Source organism: Pseudomonas sp. EA_105y_Pfl2_R69 (genome assembly GCF_963970915.1).
Lineage (GTDB): Bacteria > Pseudomonadota > Gammaproteobacteria > Pseudomonadales > Pseudomonadaceae > Aquipseudomonas.
Window position 1 is genome coordinate 110,951 of sequence record NZ_CAXAOO010000009.1, and the last position, 16,151, is coordinate 127,101.

Annotated in this window: 14 protein-coding genes; 5 read left to right on the forward strand and 9 right to left on the reverse strand. The window is 64.8% G+C overall.

Features of this window, described 5'->3' with window-relative positions:
- Window positions 1-129 precede the first annotated feature (129 nt).
- A complete protein-coding gene (locus tag AACY13_RS20930; RefSeq protein ID WP_339463508.1) occupies window positions 130-957 on the forward strand; it encodes an arylamine N-acetyltransferase family protein in 828 nt (275 codons plus the stop codon).
- Window positions 958-1,585: 628 nt separating this feature from the next.
- Here the strand turns inward: AACY13_RS20930 and AACY13_RS20935 are convergent.
- Window positions 1,586-2,584 (reverse strand): AraC family transcriptional regulator, encoded by a 999-nt coding sequence (locus tag AACY13_RS20935; protein ID WP_339463509.1) that lies wholly within the window; start codon window positions 2,582-2,584, stop codon window positions 1,586-1,588.
- A gap of 160 nt (window positions 2,585-2,744) precedes the next feature.
- Between AACY13_RS20935 and AACY13_RS20940 the strand changes: the two genes are divergently transcribed.
- The 3 genes from AACY13_RS20940 (at window position 2,745) to AACY13_RS20950 (ending at window position 6,954) form a co-directional block, all read left to right on the forward strand.
- Complete coding sequence (locus tag AACY13_RS20940) at window positions 2,745-3,884, forward strand: acyl-CoA dehydrogenase family protein (protein ID WP_339463510.1); 1,140 nt, start codon at window positions 2,745-2,747, stop codon at window positions 3,882-3,884.
- A 185-nt stretch (window positions 3,885-4,069) separates the two neighbouring features.
- Window positions 4,070-5,707 carry an AMP-binding protein gene (locus AACY13_RS20945; RefSeq protein WP_339463511.1) on the forward strand — a complete coding sequence of 546 codons (1,638 nt, stop codon included), beginning with the start codon at window positions 4,070-4,072 and terminating at the stop codon, window positions 5,705-5,707.
- 65 nt (window positions 5,708-5,772) lie between these two features.
- Window positions 5,773-6,954: a CaiB/BaiF CoA transferase family protein gene (locus AACY13_RS20950; protein ID WP_339463512.1), complete on the forward strand. Its 1,182-nt coding sequence runs from the start codon at window positions 5,773-5,775 to the stop codon at window positions 6,952-6,954.
- Between the two features lie 60 nt (window positions 6,955-7,014).
- Here the strand turns inward: AACY13_RS20950 and AACY13_RS20955 are convergent, their stop codons facing one another.
- Both AACY13_RS20955 and AACY13_RS20960 read right to left on the reverse strand, forming a co-directional pair.
- Entirely contained in the window at window positions 7,015-7,947 is a 933-nt protein-coding gene (locus AACY13_RS20955) for a transporter (protein ID WP_339463513.1), read from the reverse strand.
- Between the two features lie 66 nt (window positions 7,948-8,013).
- Entirely contained in the window at window positions 8,014-8,625 is a 612-nt protein-coding gene (locus AACY13_RS20960) for a VOC family protein (protein WP_339463514.1), read from the reverse strand.
- 601 nt (window positions 8,626-9,226) lie between these two features.
- Here AACY13_RS20960 and AACY13_RS20965 point away from each other — a divergent pair.
- Entirely contained in the window at window positions 9,227-11,191 is a 1,965-nt protein-coding gene (locus tag AACY13_RS20965) for a sigma-54-dependent Fis family transcriptional regulator (protein WP_339463515.1), read from the forward strand.
- Between the two features lie 114 nt (window positions 11,192-11,305).
- Here the strand turns inward: AACY13_RS20965 and AACY13_RS20970 are convergent, their stop codons facing one another.
- The 6 genes from AACY13_RS20970 to AACY13_RS20995 all read right to left on the reverse strand — a co-directional run bounded on the left by AACY13_RS20970 (window position 11,306) and on the right by AACY13_RS20995 (window position 16,142).
- The gene (locus AACY13_RS20970) at window positions 11,306-12,019 is read right to left on the reverse strand and encodes a lipoate--protein ligase family protein (protein WP_339463516.1); all 714 of its coding nucleotides are present in this window, start codon (window positions 12,017-12,019) and stop codon (window positions 11,306-11,308) included.
- Complete coding sequence (locus AACY13_RS20975; RefSeq protein WP_339463621.1) at window positions 12,016-12,717, reverse strand: 2-oxo acid dehydrogenase subunit E2; 702 nt, start codon at window positions 12,715-12,717, stop codon at window positions 12,016-12,018. Before AACY13_RS20975 ends, AACY13_RS20970 begins: the two co-directional genes overlap by 4 nt.
- A gap of 12 nt (window positions 12,718-12,729) precedes the next feature.
- A complete protein-coding gene (locus AACY13_RS20980; RefSeq protein WP_339463517.1) occupies window positions 12,730-12,963 on the reverse strand; it encodes a lipoyl domain-containing protein in 234 nt (77 codons plus the stop codon).
- Window positions 12,960-13,991 (reverse strand): alpha-ketoacid dehydrogenase subunit beta, encoded by a 1,032-nt coding sequence (locus tag AACY13_RS20985; RefSeq protein WP_339463518.1) that lies wholly within the window; start codon window positions 13,989-13,991, stop codon window positions 12,960-12,962. Before AACY13_RS20985 ends, AACY13_RS20980 begins: the two co-directional genes overlap by 4 nt.
- A 26-nt stretch (window positions 13,992-14,017) precedes the next feature.
- Complete coding sequence (locus AACY13_RS20990; protein WP_339463622.1) at window positions 14,018-15,088, reverse strand: 2,3-butanediol dehydrogenase; 1,071 nt, start codon at window positions 15,086-15,088, stop codon at window positions 14,018-14,020.
- A gap of 64 nt (window positions 15,089-15,152) precedes the next feature.
- Window positions 15,153-16,142, reverse strand: a complete 990-nt coding sequence (locus AACY13_RS20995; protein WP_339463519.1) for a thiamine pyrophosphate-dependent dehydrogenase E1 component subunit alpha — start codon at window positions 16,140-16,142, stop codon at window positions 15,153-15,155.
- Window positions 16,143-16,151: the final 9 nt, after the last annotated feature.

Here is a 16,151-nt window from a genome sequence, read left to right on the forward strand (position 1 = left end):
GTGCCGGCATTTCTCTGAGAATGAGTACGGGAGCCCGTTTGGGCTCCCGTTTTTTTTCTGTGGGTTTATTCGTCCATCCCAGCAGCTGTTCTGGTAAAAAGTTCGGCAGGTAGAAAAGGAGAAACCTCGATGAACGAGCCGTTCATGCTGGATCTGGATACGTACCTCAAACGCCTGGGCTACTCGTCGGCACCGCCGCCGACCCTGGCAACCCTGGGCGAGTTGCAGTTGCGGCACAGCGCCGAATTCCCCTTCGAAACCCTGTCGACCATGCTCCACGCCCCGGTGCACGTCGACCCGCCCAGGGTGCAGGACAAGCTGCTGCGCCAGGGGCGCGGCGGTTATTGCTTCGAACTCAATCAGCTGTTTCTGCTGTTGCTGCAGGCCCTGGGCTTCGAGGCGCGCGGGCTGACCGGGCGAGTGGTGATGGGCGGGCCGGAGGACGCCCAGACTGCGCGCACGCATATGCTGGTGCTGGTGACTATCGAGGGGGTGCGCTATATCGCCGATGTGGGCTTCGGCGGCATGGTGCCGACCGGCCCGCTGCTGCTGGACAGCGAAGCGCAGCAAACCACCCCGCATGAGCCTTACCGACTCAGCCTGGCCGATGGCACCTACACCTTGCGCGCCCTGGTAACCGGGAGCTGGCGGGCGATGTACCTGTTCGATCTGCAGGCGGTGGCGGAGATCGATTACACGGTCGGCAGCTGGTACGTGTCCACCCACCCGGACTCGCCATTTCTCGGCCAACTGGTGGCGGCCCGCACCGGCCATCGCCTGCGCAAGACCTTGAACAACGGCAGTTTCGCCATCCATCGCCTGGGCGAACCCAGCGAGCGCGTACAGCTGCGGGATGTCGATGCGGTGCTTGAGCTGCTGCGCGATGAGTTCTCCATCCAGGTGCCGGAGCATCCCGAACTGCGCGCGACCATCGAGCGGTTGATTGCCAGTGAGTGAGGTCTTTAACCCTTCGCTGTGTGGACAAGTTTATTAACGTGGTGAGTTTGAGTCTTGGTTTCGCCCCTCACGGGCGAGTCGCTTTTTTCAGTCGCGGAAAAAGTAACCAAAAACGCTTGCCCCGACATCCGGCCCTGCTTGCTGCAGGGTGACCAGCCTTCGGCTGTTACTTCGTTTCGTTCACGCCATCATTGCTCCGAGGGGCGGCGTAAAGGGCCATCCCTGGCCCTTTACGCCTTTCGCCGCATCCATGCGGCTCAGCCCTCTACACAACGATTCTGTTCACCCTCCTGAAGGGGCGTTTAGCGTCGTCTGCACGTTTTGTGTGGTTGAACCAGAAGCAACGGCCGGTGGCCATTTGTAGGGTGGAAAACTGCGAAGCGTTTTCACCACGGCGATTTGATGGGTATCGCGTTGTTCAACCTGCGCGGCCCGACCCATCCTACGAACTGGCAGGCCAGGGTTGGCGTAGGGGCTGGCCGGATGAAAAGTTATTCGTCTGGGTTACAAACCGTTATGGATTTGGTTCGCGCGGTGTAGGTACTGTGGCAAATCTGGCTCCGCTACAGGCGTGCTAGGGATGGTCTGAAGTAGTTATGTATGCGCGCCATCCATAGGTTCGACAACCTCACCCCTCCTGCGCCCGATAAGCCCCTGGGGTTAACCCCGTCCACTTCTTAAACGCTCGATGAAACGCCGAAGGCTCCGAGAACCCCAGTTGTTCGGCAATATCCTGAATCGCCAGGTCATCGCGGCCCAGGTGGTAGATGGCCAGGTCGCGGCGCAGATGGTCTTTCAACTCCTGAAAACTCGACCCTTCCTCGCGCAAATGGCGGCGCAGGGTTTGCGGGCTCATATGCAGCTGCTGGGCGACGGCATCCAGGTCCGGCCAGTTGCTGCAGTCGCGGCCGAGCAGGCGGCGGATCTGGCTGATCAGGCTGTCGCCGCCATCCGGGCGGGCCAGCAGGTCGGCGGGGGAGTGTTGGAGGAACTGCTTGAGGGTGCGCTCGTCCTGCAGCAGCGGCATGGCCAGATACCGGGCGTGGAACAGCAGGCTGGTGCGCCCGGCCGAGAAGCGTCGGGTGCAGGGGAACAGCAGTTCGTATTCGCCGGCATGGGCGGGCTGGGGGTAGGTGAAGGTAGCTTCCTCCAGGCGGATGCGCTGACCGATTAGCCAGCTGCCGAGGCGGTGCCAGATCACCAGCAGGCTTTCCACCAGAAAATGATCCGGGTCCCACAGGGTCGAGTCGTCCACCGTCAGCCGCGCCCAGTCGCCTTCGCGCTCGATGCTGATGGTCGGGGCATCGGGGAACAGGCTGTAGAACAGCGCGCCGCGGCCCAGGGCCTTTTCCAGGGAACGGCAGTGGATGATGGCGTAACACATCATGGCGAAGGTGCCGCGTTTGCTGCGCAGGCGGCCAAAGCCCAGGTACTCGTCGTCCAGGCTTTCCCACAGCAATTGCAGCAGGCGGGCGAACTGTTCGGGGGCGATGCGCGCACGCGGCTCGTCGAGCAGGGCGGGTTGAATCCCCAGTTGGCGAAGCAGCGGCGTGCAGTCGTGGCCCTGGCGTTCGGCACCGCGCAAGGCGGCGCGGACAAAGTGACTGGCGATGGTGCGTTCGCGCATGACGGCTCCTTGAAAGTACGCCGATGGTAGGCAGCTCATTGCACCGAGGACAAGCCGGTCGAGCGATTGGGTCAATCCAGGCTGAGCGCATGGGTCATTGAGGTGGCAGGGGCGCGGGGCCTAACCTGCGGCACGACTTCAGCTCAGGGAGCACAGCCGCATGCAGCGCACGATTTTCGACACCGAACACAATATGTTCCGCGACGCCTTCGCCGCCTTTCTGAAGAAGGAAGTGGTGCCGCATCAGGATGAGTGGGAAGCGGCCGGGGTGGTCAGCCGCGAGGTGTGGAAGAAGGCCGGCGACATGGGCTTTCTGCTGCCATGGGCGGATGAGGAATATGGCGGTGCCGGGCTCAAGGACTTCCGCTACGAGCAGATCATGTGCGAGGAGCTGGCGAAGATTAACGAGCCGGGCTTTATGATCCCGCTGCACTCGGCGCTGTGTGGCCCCTATATCGCCGAGTACGGCAATGCCGAGCAGAAGGCGCGCTTTATGCCGGGCATCATCAGCGGCGAGCTGATTCTGGCGGTGGCGATGACCGAACCTAGCGCCGGTTCCGACCTGGCCGGCATGCGCACCAGCGCCGTGGAGCAGGGCGACCACTACGTGCTCAACGGCTCCAAGGTGTTTATCTCCAACGGTCTGTTGGCCGATGTGGTGATAGTTGCGGCCAAGACCGATCCGGCCAACAAGCACGCCATGGGTCTGTTCCTGGTCGAGCGCGGCATGCAAGGTTTCGAGCGCGGCAAGAACCTGGAAAAGCTCGGCATGAAGAGCCAGGACACCGCCGAACTGTTCTTCAATAACGTCAAGGTGCCCAAGGCCAACCTGCTGGGCGACGCCAAGGGCGGCTTCTTCTATTTGATGAACATGCTCGCCCAGGAGCGCCTGACCAACGCCTGCGGGGCGGTGGCCGGTGCCGAGGCGGCACTGCAGGTGACCATCGATTATGTGCGCGAGCGCAAGGCCTTCGACCGGCCAATCTCGCACTTCCAGAACACCCGTTTCAAGCTGGCGGAGATGCGCACCCAGATCGACGTGGCCCAGGTCTTCGTCGACCGCTGCGTGATGGATCACAACGAGAAGAAGCTCAGCCCGGAAGTCGCCGCCGAGGCCAAGCTGTTCACCACCGAACTGCTGTGTAAGGTGGTCGACGAAGGTGTGCAGTTGCACGGCGGCTGGGGCTATATGTGGGAGTACCCGATCTGCAAGATGTACGCGAACGCGCGCATCCAGCGGATCTTCGCCGGTACCTCGGAAATCATGAAAGAGATCATCAGCCGCGGCATGAAGCTCTGAGCACCAAGGTTTTAATACTGTAGGAGCCAGCTTGCTGGCGATGCTTTCTCGATGATCGGATCGCCAGCAAGCTGGCTCCTACAAAGTGCAATGTCCAATGGACCAGGCGTTATCCGAGCGAGTACGAGGTTGTTGTTCAAGCGCTAACGTTCATGGCTGGAAAATAAAAAGAACGAGGGATTGCGATGACCGATCAACTGCCCCTGGAGCGTCTGGCGCTCTGGGTCGAGAAACGTCCCGATGCGGTCTGGCTTAGCCAGCCGGTCGGCGGTCAGTGGCATGACTTCACCTGGGCGCAGGTAGACGAGCAGGCACGGCGCATGGCCACGGCCTTGCACGCCCTGGGTTGTGCGCCGGGTGATCGGGTCGCGCTGCTGGCGAAGAACTGCGCCGAATGGATCATCGCGGATCTGGCGATCATGCTCGCCGGCCTGGTCAGCGTGCCGCTGTATCCGCTGCAATCGGCGGAGAGCATCGACTACGTGCTGCGCCATGCGCAGTGCAAGGCGATCTTTCTCGGCAAGCTGGATGAACCGGAAAAATTCGCCGCCGGCATTCCCTCCGAGGTGCTGCGCATCGCCATGCCCTATCCAACCCTGTCAGCCGCGCACGACTGGCAGACCTTGCTGGCGGCCCATCAACCCCTGGCGGCGGCGCATGCGCAGCCTGCCGATGAGTTGCTGAGCATCCTCTATACCTCCGGCACCACCGGCCAGCCCAAGGGCGTGATGCTCTCGGCGCGGGCCTTTGCGGTTGCCGGTGGGCGTTCGGTCAAGGAGCTGCAGATCACCGAGCAGGATCAGTTCTTCTCCTATTTGCCGCTGTCGCATGCCGCCGAGCGTTTTCTGGTGGAGATGAACGCTCTGTACAGCGGCGGCCGGGTGGCCTTTGTCGAATCCCTGGAAACCTTTGCCAGCGACCTGCGCCATGTACGGCCGACCGTGTTCTTCTCCGTGCCGCGGCTGTGGACACGCTTTCAGCAGGGTGTGCTGGAGAAGCTGCCGCAGGCCAAGCTGGCGCGCCTGCTACGCATTCCGCTGATCGGCGGCCTGGTGGCGCGTAAGATCCGCAAAGGCCTGGGTCTGGATCGCGCGCGTATCCTGGTCAGCGGTGCGGCGGCGATTCCGCGGGCGCTGCTGGATTGGTACCAGAGCATCGGCATCACCCTCTGCGAGGGCTACGGCATGACCGAGCACCTGGCCTATGGCTGTTTCAACCGGCCGGGGCAAGTGCGTTTCGGCACGGTGGGCCGGCCGATGCCGGGCAACGAGCTGCGTATCGCCGGCAATGGCGAGATTCTGCTGCGCTGCCCGAGCCTGATGCTGGGCTACTACCTGGACCCGGAAAAGACCGCCGAAACCATCAGCGATGGCTGGCTGCATACCGGCGACAAGGGCGAGGTGGATGCGGCCGGTTACCTGAAAATCACCGGGCGGGTGAAGGACATCTTCAAGACCAGCAAGGGCAAGTACATCGCCCCGGCACCCATCGAAGGCGAGATCGCCAAGAACCTCTGGGTCGAGCAGGTGTGCCTGATGGGCAGCAACCTGGATCAGCCGCTGGCGCTGATCGAACTGTCGCCGGCGGCCCGCGAACAGGCCCGCGAACAGGTGACGGCCGAGTTGCTGCAGACCTTGCAGCAGCTCAATGCCCAGTTGCAGCCCCACGAGCGGCTTAGTCATTTTTTGCTGGTGCGCGAGGCCTGGACCGTGGACAACGGCTGCATGACCCCAACCATGAAGATCCGCCGCAACGTACTGGAAGCGCGTTTTGCCGATCAGCTAAGCGCACTGGATGCCAGGCAGCCGCTGCATTGGCAATAAAGCGTTTGCTTTTGTAGGTGTCGATGCGGCTTTCCAAATACCGATTTAGATCCCAAGGAGCTGTTATGTCTGGCCCGCTGTCGTCACTGAAAGTGCTGGATTTCTCCACCCTGTTGCCTGGGCCGTTCGCCTCCCTGCTGCTGGCCGATATGGGCGCGCAGGTATTGCGGGTCGAGTCGCCCAGCCGCATGGACCTGGTGCGCGTGCTGCCGCCCCATGACGGCGGCGTGTCGGCCAGCCACGCCTACCTCAACCGCAACAAGCGCTGTATCGCCCTGGACCTGAAACAGGCCGAGGCGGTGGCCATGGTCAAGCAGCTTGTACTAGAGCATGACATCGTCCTGGAGCAGTTCCGCCCCGGGGTGATGGACAAACTCGGCGTTGGCTATGACGCGCTCAAGGCGATCAATCCGAAGCTGATCTACGTGTCGATCACCGGCTACGGCCAGAGCGGCCCCTACAAGGACCGCGCCGGTCACGACATCAACTACCTGGCCCTGGCCGGCATCGCCAGCTACACCGGGCGGCGCGACAGCGGGCCGCTGCCACTGGGCATTCAGGCCGCGGATATTGCCGGCGGTTCGCTGCATGGGGTGATCGGCCTGCTGGCGGCGGTGATCCAGCGTCAGGCGACGGGGCAGGGCCAGAAGGTGGATATCAGCATGACCGACTGCGCCTTCAGCCTGCACGGCATGGCTGGGGCCGGCTACCTGGCCGCCGGGGTGGAGCCCGATATGGAGAACCAGGCCCTCAATGGCGGCAGCTTCTACGACTACTACCGTACTCGCGACGGCCGCTGGCTGTCGGTCGGCAGCCTGGAACCGCAATTTATGCAGCAGTTCTGCGCCGCCATCGGCCGCCCGGAGCTGGCGGCCCGCGGCCTGTCGCCCAAGCCCGAGGAGCAGCGCGCGCTCAAGCGCGAGATCGAAATCGAGATCGAAAAGCACGACTTCGCCGAGTGGAGCCGGGTCTTCGCTGGGCTGGATGCCTGCGTGGAACCCATGCTGAGTATGGCCGAGGCGGTAGAGCACCCGCAGCTCAAGGCGCGCGCGCTGGTTGTCGAGGTGCCACGGGCTGGCCAGGCTCCGCAGCGGCAGATCGCCTGCCCGATCAAGTTTTCCGCCGGTTTGCCCGCGCCCCGGCATATCGGCGCGGCACTGGGCGCGCACACCGAGCAGGTGCTGCGCGAACTGGGCTACTCGGCCGAACGAATCGCCGAGCTAAAGGCCAACAAGGTCGTGGCGTAAGCGGGGGCGGCCGGGCGAGGCTCCGCATAAATCTCGCACCGGCCGCCGATAGCGCGCCCTTCAGAACACCTGAAGCAGGCGGATATTCAGCCGGCTGTCCTCGCGAAAGCCGTGTTCCACTGCGATATCCCGGCCGACAGTGGCCGCCAGCTGGGTGCCGGGCAGGAAGAACCAGGCGAAGCCCGCCGACCACTTGCTGCTGCGCTGGCTGTCGTCCAGCCAGCTCTGTTCCATGCGGTTCTCACCGCCGCTCTGGTGCGACAGGCCGACACGCAGGTCGAGGTTGTCGCGTAGCGGATAGCGCAGAAAACCCTGGTACTGGTAGCTGGGCTTCTGCCGATGGGTCCACTTGTGTGCGCCGTAGCTGTGGTTGCGCCCGTAGAAGGTCACATCGGCCGCCAGATCCAGCGCCAGCTTGTCGCCGAGTCCGGTGACATAGCCTGCCTGCAAATTGAACTTCCAGCGATTCTCGCCGAGGTTCAGCGCCCGGTCGTGGTCGTAGCTGCCAAGCGGGAGGAACAGATAGGGCGTAATGCCGAAGAAGCGGCGTTTCTCCGGCTGGTTGAGCAGCCAGATCGGCATCGCCAGGATCGGATCGGCCATGCCGCTGCTGTCGCCCAGTGCGCCGCCATCGTGACGCCCGTCGAGGCGGCCGAATGGCAGCAGAATCTGCGGTGCGATGCGGTAGCCGCCCAGGTCGGTGTAGTGCACCAGGCGCAGGATGCCGATCTGCGAATCCAGCCCGGCTGAGCCGGCCTGCTTGTCGCCGTCCCGATAGAGATGGTCGCGCTCCGCGTACTGCAGGTAGAGCAGGCCCAGGGTGGTGTCGGCAGCCGCGGGCACGTAGTCGCCGGCATCCAGGTCCAGGGCTTGCGCGGGCCGGCCCCAGGACAGCAGCGTGCCCAACAGCAGCAGGCCCCAGAGCGCTATCCAGACCTTCGCATCGACTTGCCGGGCACTGGCGTGCAGCGGCATTGGCGTATTTGGCAACATCTTGCTTCCTCGTTTTCTTGTTGGAATTGAGTGGTGCAGATCTGGCCAGCAGTTGCGCTGACCGGGCTATTGCTGCGGATGGCGTGGGTCCCACAGCAGTCGATCCAGCCCCTGCTCGTACTGCATGCCGCGCGGGAAGCTCACCAGTTCCAGCTGCAAACCCCAGGGGGCCAGGAAGTACACCCAGGACAGGCCGGCTGCCGGGCCTTCGCTGAAGGTGCTGGGCGTATCGAGCACCCGCACCTGCTTCGACTTCAGGTAGGCGACCGCCGCGTCCATGTCGTCCACGTAGAACGCCAGGTGGTGGCCGCCGATGTCGCTGTTGCGCGGCAACCGGCGGTTCTGATCCGGCGCGCTGTACTCGAAGATTTCCAGGTTGGTGCCGTTGCCGCAGCGGACCATCTGGAAGTCCTTGATCACGGCGCGCGGATGCACGTTGAGGTGGCGCTCCATCCAGTCGTCGGCGAACTTGAACTCGCCGAAGGTGAAGTAGGCTTCGCAGCCGAGCACCTCGACGAAGAAATCCGTCGCCTGACGCAGGCTGGGGGCGGTGATGCCGATGTGCTGCAGGCCCTGCATGCCGGGAAGTCCACCGGCCAGCGCCAATGGCGACAGCGCGGCAGCGGCGAGAGTGAGGAGGAAACGGCGCAACAGCTGGGTTGCTGCTTGGAAAGTCATGGCGATACTCCTGGTACAGGATGGGCAAGCGGTCGTCCGCCGCAGGCTTGCGCGCCTGCAATGTCGGTCGACTGAAGGGGGGAGAAGCGGGCAGGGGTCAGCGGCGGAGTGGTCGTCGCGGCGTTTGCTGGCGTAGTGGCAAGCCGGGGCGGCAAAGCAATGGCCAGGGCTGGCGCTCGGGGTTGCGGGTGGTATCGGTAAAAGGCATCGGGGTAATGGCGGGCATGCTGCATCCTCGTCTTGTTGTTATGGGGGCCCGTTGCCGGGCTCATTGACTGGATGGCAGGACCCATGCCAACCCCGTTGCGGTGCCTGGCTATGGCTGCAGTCGATTGATTTTCAATGGCTTTTTTCAGATGTCGAATCGGCTTGTGACAACCTGCGCAAGGCCGCCGACTGTCACGCCGCTTACAGCTGTAATGCCCGTCGTTACAGGCATTACAGGCTTCGCAGGGTCGGCGCTGGGGAGTAGACTCTGGTCCTTAGACGGATGCGCCCGGCTTGCCATCGAGCGGGCGGGACGCAACAAAAACAAGATCGTCACAGCGGACCCCGGCGCGTGCTGCCTGAGCATGGTGCGTCGCGCGTTCGAGGAGGTTGCATGCGCATCATCCCGCCCAGCAGTGTGCATATCGACACTGTCCTGTCCCATGCCGCCGACCCGGCGCTGGCCCCGCTGGGGCAAGGCTTCGACCCGCTGATTGCGCGCTCTTGGCAACGCTGCATCCAGGACTACGGCCTGGATCCGGCCAAGCCGGCTCCGCCGCGTTTCGTCCCGCGCCAGGTGCTGCTCGATCACCAGGACCAGGCCGACGAACTGATCAACGTGGCCCGCGCCGGCGTCGAACAGCTGTACCGGCATATCGCCGAGCTGGGCTATGTGGTGCTGCTCACCGACAACCGCGGGATCACTGTGCAGTTTCTCGGCGACCCGGACGACAAGGCCTCGCACCGCAAGACCGGTCTCTATCTTGGGGCCGACTGGAGCGAGGATCATGCCGGCACCTGCGCGGTGGGCACCTGCATCAAGGAGCAGCAGGCCCTGACCTGTCACCACCATGACCACTTCAGCGCCCACCATGTCAGCCTCACCTGCACCGCGGTGCCGATCTTCAACCCCCAGGGCCAGCTGCTCGCCGTGCTGGACATCTCCGCCCTGCAGTCGCCGCCCTCGAAAGACTCGCAGACCTTTGCCCTGCAACTGGTCAAGCAGTACGCGCGGATGATCGAGGATGCCTACTTCCTCAGGCGCTACCGCGACAGCCACATCCTCTGCCTGGACAGCTCGCGCGAGTTCGTCCTGATCAACCGTCATTACCTGCTGGCGATGGCCGAGGATGGCAGCCTGCTGGCGGCCAACACCGCCGGCCGGCAACTGCTCGCCGAGTGCGCCCTGGAGCTGCCACTGCGGCCCTCGGCGCTGGCACCCAAGGTCGGCGTGCAGCAGCTGTTCGATTGCGAGCTGGAGGATGTTTTCAATATCCCCTATGCCAGCGCCGACCATGTGCGCGCCTTCCGCACCCATCGGCAGAATGCGCTGTATTTCGCCGCCCTGATGGAGCCGCGTCGCGCACCTGTGCAAGCGCTGGCCAGCAGCCGCGAACTGCCACGCTGCGCCCTGGACGAGCTGGCCGACGACGACCCCCTGATGCGCAAGATGCTGGCCCGCGCCAAGCGCCTGTGCAGCGAACCCCTCAACGTCCTGCTCAATGGCGAGACCGGTACCGGCAAGGAACGCCTGGCCCGTGCCCTGCACGAAAGCGGCAATCGCAGCACGGCAGCCTTCGTCGCGATCAATTGCGCGGCCATGCCCGAGTCGCTGATCGAGAGCGAGCTGTTCGGCTACCAGCCGGGCAGCTTCACCGGCGCGCGCGGCAAGGGCATGCGCGGGCTGATCCAGCAGGCCGATGGCGGCACCCTGTTTCTCGACGAGATCGGCGACATGCCGCTGCACCTGCAGACCCGTCTGCTGCGCGTGCTGGCCGAACAGGAAGTGATGCCGCTGGGCGCGGACAAGCCGATCAAGGTGGACATCCGGGTGATCGCCGCCAGCCACCGCGACATTCGCCAGATGATCGAGGCCGGTCAGTTTCGCGAGGATCTCTACTACCGCCTCAACGGTGCCACCCTGAAGCTGCCGGCGCTGCGTGAGCGGGCCGACAGGGGTTACCTGATCGAGCGGCTGTTCATCGAGTTGAGCGAGCAGCGCCAGCGTCGGCCGCGCCTGCGCGGCGATGCCATGAGTGCGCTGCTGGGTTATGCCTGGCCGGGCAATATCCGCGAACTGCGCAACGCGCTGCAGTACGCCCTGGCCACCTGTGAGGGCGACGAAATCACCGTCGACGACCTGCCCGAGCAGTGCCTGCCCAGCCCGGGGCCACGCCTGCCTGCGCCGACCGAGCAGGCCCGCACCCTGAGCGCCGATCCAGCTGCGCAGCTGGAGGCAACCCTGCGTCGGCACCGCTGGAATGTCAGCGCCGCGGCGCGCGAGCTGTCGCTGTCGCGGCCGACCATCTACCGCTGGATGAAGGTCTACAACATCGTGCCGCCGAAGGCATGGGAGTGAGCGAGCCTCAGGGCACGTCCTCAATGGTGGGGTAGCGGGAGAGTTCTGTAGGGTGCGCTGTGCGCACCAGAACGGATGGCAGTGGTGCGCACAGCCTAGGCGGCCCCGCGCACCCTACGTGGAAAGCGTCAATCCCGCCGCCTGCAGCGATTCCCGGTAGCAGTCCGCCAGGCCATCGGTAGCCGACCAGACATCCTCGAGCAACTCGTCCAGCGCCACATGGCTGGCGACCCGGCAACGGCTCGGCAGTGCGCAACCGGCATAGAAGCTATTGACCACCTCGACCATCGACTGGCGCTGGTTCTCCAGCAGCACGGCAGCGTGGGCCAGGCACACATGACGGCCGTCGCTCGGCCGCCGCCGCCAGCGTTGCGCGGTGCCGGCCAGTTTGCGTTGCTCCAGGGTGACGTTGTAGCGACCGTCGCAGAAGGCGCCGTCCACTTCGCCCAGCCCGGGGTCCAGGCCCAGACCGCGCAGCCAGGCGCGCAGCGGTTCGCACAGGCGCAGGTAGGCGGTTTCGATGCGTTTCTGTTCGTCGTCGCGCGCCGGTACGGCGTAGGCCAGGGCCACGTTGAGCACCGCCGCCGATTGCGGCACCGGCTCGCCGCCGGTGTCGCGCAGAGCCACCGGCCAGCCCTGCGCTACGCAGGTCGCCTGGGCGGCTGCGAAGCCGTCCAGGCGATTGAGCCGGCGCGGCATCACCAGCGCCGCATCCAGCGGCCGCCAGAACAGCAGGCCGCAGTCGAGGGTGCCGGCATGCACCTGGTCCAGCAACTGCCGTTCCGCATCCAGGCCGGCTTCGACCGGCAGTCGCTGTATGCTTGTCATGTCACCTCTTCGTGCTCCAGTCGCCGGCACAGGTCATCGAGAAAGTCCGCCGCCGGTGCGCCGTTCACCGCACGGTGATCGAAGGTCAGCGACAATCCGATAAAGTCCCGTTCCACCAGCGTGCCATCGGCCTCGCGCTGCAAGCGCCGCTGGCTACCGCCGATGCCGATGATCGCCACCTGCGGCACATTGAGGATAGGGGTGAAGAAGCGTACCCGCGACAGGCCCAGGTTGGATACCGTGATGGTCGCACCGGTCAGCTCCCGGACCGACAGCTTGCCGGCCTGGGCCTTGTCGACCAAGGCGCGGCGTGCCTCGGCCAGTTGCTCGGCATCCAGGCGTTCGGCGTCGAACAGCGCCGGTGCCACCAGCAGGTCGCCGGGCAGCGGGATGGCCAGGCCCAGGTGCACGGCCTGATAGCGGGTGATCTGGTTGTCCTGCAGGGTGGCGTTGAGGCTCGGGTGTGCGCCCAGGGTCTGGACGATCTGGTGCAGCAACAGATCCTGCAACGACACCGCACTGCCGGCGGCCTTCAAACGGGCACGACGCGCCTGCAGCGCGGTCAGTTCGCACTCGGCGTGGTGGGTGAGCTGGGCGGCGCTGTGCAGGCTCTCGTGCATCTTCGCCGCGATCATCTTGCGCATGCCCTTGAGCGGCACTCTAGTCGTGCCCGGCAGGCAATCCGCTGTTTGTGTCATGGCAGTCATGGGCTACTCCACCAGGCCGATGGTCGCGCCCTTGGCGATCACCGCATCTTCTTCCTCGAGGATCTTCAGCACCCCGGCGCAGGGGGCCTCGATCTCGAACTGAGCCTTCTCGGACATGATCTCGGCGACCAGGTCGCCCTGGCCGACCTCGGCACCGTCGCCGACCAGCCAGGCGGTGATCACCGCTTCGGCGTCGCCTTCCCAGAGGTCGTCTGCAATCAGGATGGGAGTACTCATCGGTTTTGTTCCTCGTGCATCTGTTGGTAAGCGGCCACAATCTTCTCGGCATTGGGTAGGGCCCATTGCTCCATGACCGGGGTGAAGGGAATCGGGATATCCGGGAAGGCCACCCGCTGCGGGCGTGCCTTGAGCATGCCGAGGTCGTGCTCGACCACGCTGGCGATGATCTCGCCGCTGACGCCGAAGCTGTGATAGTCCTCGTCGACCACGATCAGCCGACCGGTCTTGCGTACCGAGGCGATCACGTGGGCGCGGTCCAGTGGTACCAGGCTGCGCAGGTCGATGACCTCGGCGCTGACGCCGTCCTGTTCCAGCTGCTGGGCCGCGCGCAGGGCGTGGTGCACACCGACGCCGAGGCTGACGATGGACACATCGGTGCCTTCGCGCACGGTCTTGGCCTTGCCGATCTCCAGGCAGTAGGGCTCCTCCGGCACGGCCACCGTTGCGCCTTTCTCGGTGCCCAGCCAACCCATGCCCTGCAGGGCCTTGTGGAACAGGAAGATCACCGGGTTGTCGTCGCGGATCGCCGCGGTCATCAGGCCCTTGGCGTCATAGGCGTTACTCGGCACCACTACCTTCATCCCCGGCAGGTGGGCGAAGGTGGCGTACAGGCACTGCGAGTGCTGGCCGGCATCGGAATAGCCGGCACCGGTGGAGGCCATCAGCACCATCGGCACCCTGACCTTGCCGCCGGAGAAGTAGGTGTTCTTCGCCATCAGGTTGTAGATGGCGTCCATGCACACGCCGAAGAAGTCGACGAACATCAGCTCGACGATCGGGCGCATGCCATCGGAGGCCGCGCCCACCGCCGCGCCGATAAAGGCGGTCTCGGAGATCGGTGTGTCGCGTACCCGCGCACCGCCGAACTCTTCATGCAGGCCGCGGGTGTTGCCGAATACCCCACCGAGCGGGCCGATATCCTCGCCCATCACGAACACGCGGGGATCGAGGCGCATTTCCTGGGCCACCGCCTCGGCCATGGCGCGGGCGACGGTGAGTTTGCGTTGCTTGACTGCTGTGGTCATGGTTGTCTCCTGGATTTCTTGGCCGGTTAGATCGACAGCGCGCTGGGGCTGACGATGATCTTGACGTTGTGATCCTTGTTGTTCACCAGCTCTTCGAAGCCCTGCTCGATGATCTGCTGCAGGCCGATCCGCCCGGTGATCAAGGGCGTGACGTCGATGCGGCCGTCGGCGATCAGGGCGATCACGTCGGCGAACTCGCCGGCATAGGCGAGCGAGCCGATGACCTGTTTCTCGGTAGCGACGATCTCGAAGAAATTGAACTCGCTGGGTTCCTCGAAAATGCCGACCATCACGCAGCGACCGGCCTTGCGAATCACGTCGATGGCCAGCTTGGCCGTGGCTTTGTGGCCGATGCACTCGAAGGAAGCGCTGGCACCGTAGCCTTCGCTGAGTTCGCGTACGGCGGCGACGGCGTCGCACTCGCTGGGATCGATAACGTGGCTGGCACCGACTTCCAGGGCCTTGGCCTTGCGTGCGGCGGACATCTCCAGAGCGATGATGCGCGTGGCTCCCGCGGCCTTGGCGCACATGATGGTGCACAGGCCGATGGTGCCGGCACCGACCACCACCACGGTCTGGTCGAGCAGGCTGCCGGCCTTCTTCACCGCATGCATGCCCACGGCCAGCGGCTCGATCAACGCGCCGGCTTCGCTGGGGAATCCCTCGGGCAGGCGGTACAGCAGGTTGGCCGGCACATTGACCAACTCGGCGAAGGCGCCGTTGTTCATCAGCCCGGTAAACGCCAGGTTCTCGCACAGGTTGTACTGGCCCTGCCGGCAGAACAGGCACTGGCCGCAGTGCTGGCAGGCATCGGCCGCTACCCGCTCGCCGCAGGCAAAGTCGCTGACGCCTTCGCCCAGGGCGACGATCTCGCCGCTGAACTCATGGCCGAGGATGCATTGCCCCTGCAGCCCGGTAAGCGGGTGCGGGCTGTCCATCGGGATAAACACCGGCCCGGCCAGGTACTCGTGCAGGTCGGAGCCGCAGATGCCGCACCAGTGCACCCTGATCTGCACCCAACCGGGTGGCGGCGTGCCGGGAAGGGCGACCTGTTCCAGGCGGATGTCGCGGCGTCCATGCCATACCGCGGCGGTCATGCTGGCTTGCTGATTCATAAGCACATCCTTTCTGTCTGTTGGTATGGGCGTGCGGGTACGACGTTCAAACGAATACCTTTTCCAGCGCCTCTTCGGGGGCCGGGTAGGGGCTTTCGCGGGCGAACAGCACGGCCTCGTCGACCCGGTCGCGGGCGCGCGCGGCGATCTCCTCGGCGGCGTGCTCGTCCAGCACGCCCAGTTCGAGCAGGCGTTGGCGGTAGGCGGGGATCGGATCCTTGGCCTGCAGTGCTTCCTTCTCGCCGGCGGGGCGGTACTGCTCGCCATCGCCCATGAAGTGGCCGGCCAGGCGCGAGGTTTCGATCTCGATCAGGCTCGGCCCGCCACCGGCGCGGGCGCGCTCGATGGCAGCAGACGCAGCGGCGAAGATGGCGTCGGTGTCGTTGCCGGGGACGAACACCCCGGGCATGCCGTAGGCCGCCGCGCGCAGGTAGTTGCGCTCGATCGCGGTGGAAGCCTGTTTGGCCACCGAGATGCCCCAGGCGTTGTCCTCGATGACGAATACCACCGGCAGTTTCCACAGGGCGGCGAGGTTCAGCGTCTCGTGGAAGGCGCCCTGGTTGGCCGCGCCCTCACCGATGAAGGCCACCGCCACGCCGGGCTTGTCCTGCAGCTGGCGCGACAGCGCCGCGCCCACGGCCGGGCCCATGCCTTCGGCGATGATCCCCGAGCAGGAGAAATTCACCCGGGGATCGAACAGGTGCATATGGCCGCCGCGTCCGCCGGACAGGCCGGTCTTCTTGCCGAAGATTTCGGCAACCATCTCATTGAGGTGCACGCCCTTGGCCACGGCAATGTGGTGCGGGCGATGGGTGGCGGTGACGATATCCTCGGCGTTCAGATGTGCGCAGATGCCAACGGCGCAGGGTTCCTGGCCGTTGGACAGGTGCATTTCGCCAGGGATCGGCCCGTTGGCCATGTTGAATACCGGGGTCTTGCCTTCCATGTAGATGCGCTCGATGGACTCCTCCAGGTAGCGGCTGACGAGCATCTGCTCGAACATCCAGAGGCGCTGCGCGTTGCTTGGTACGGTCATGTGCTGGGC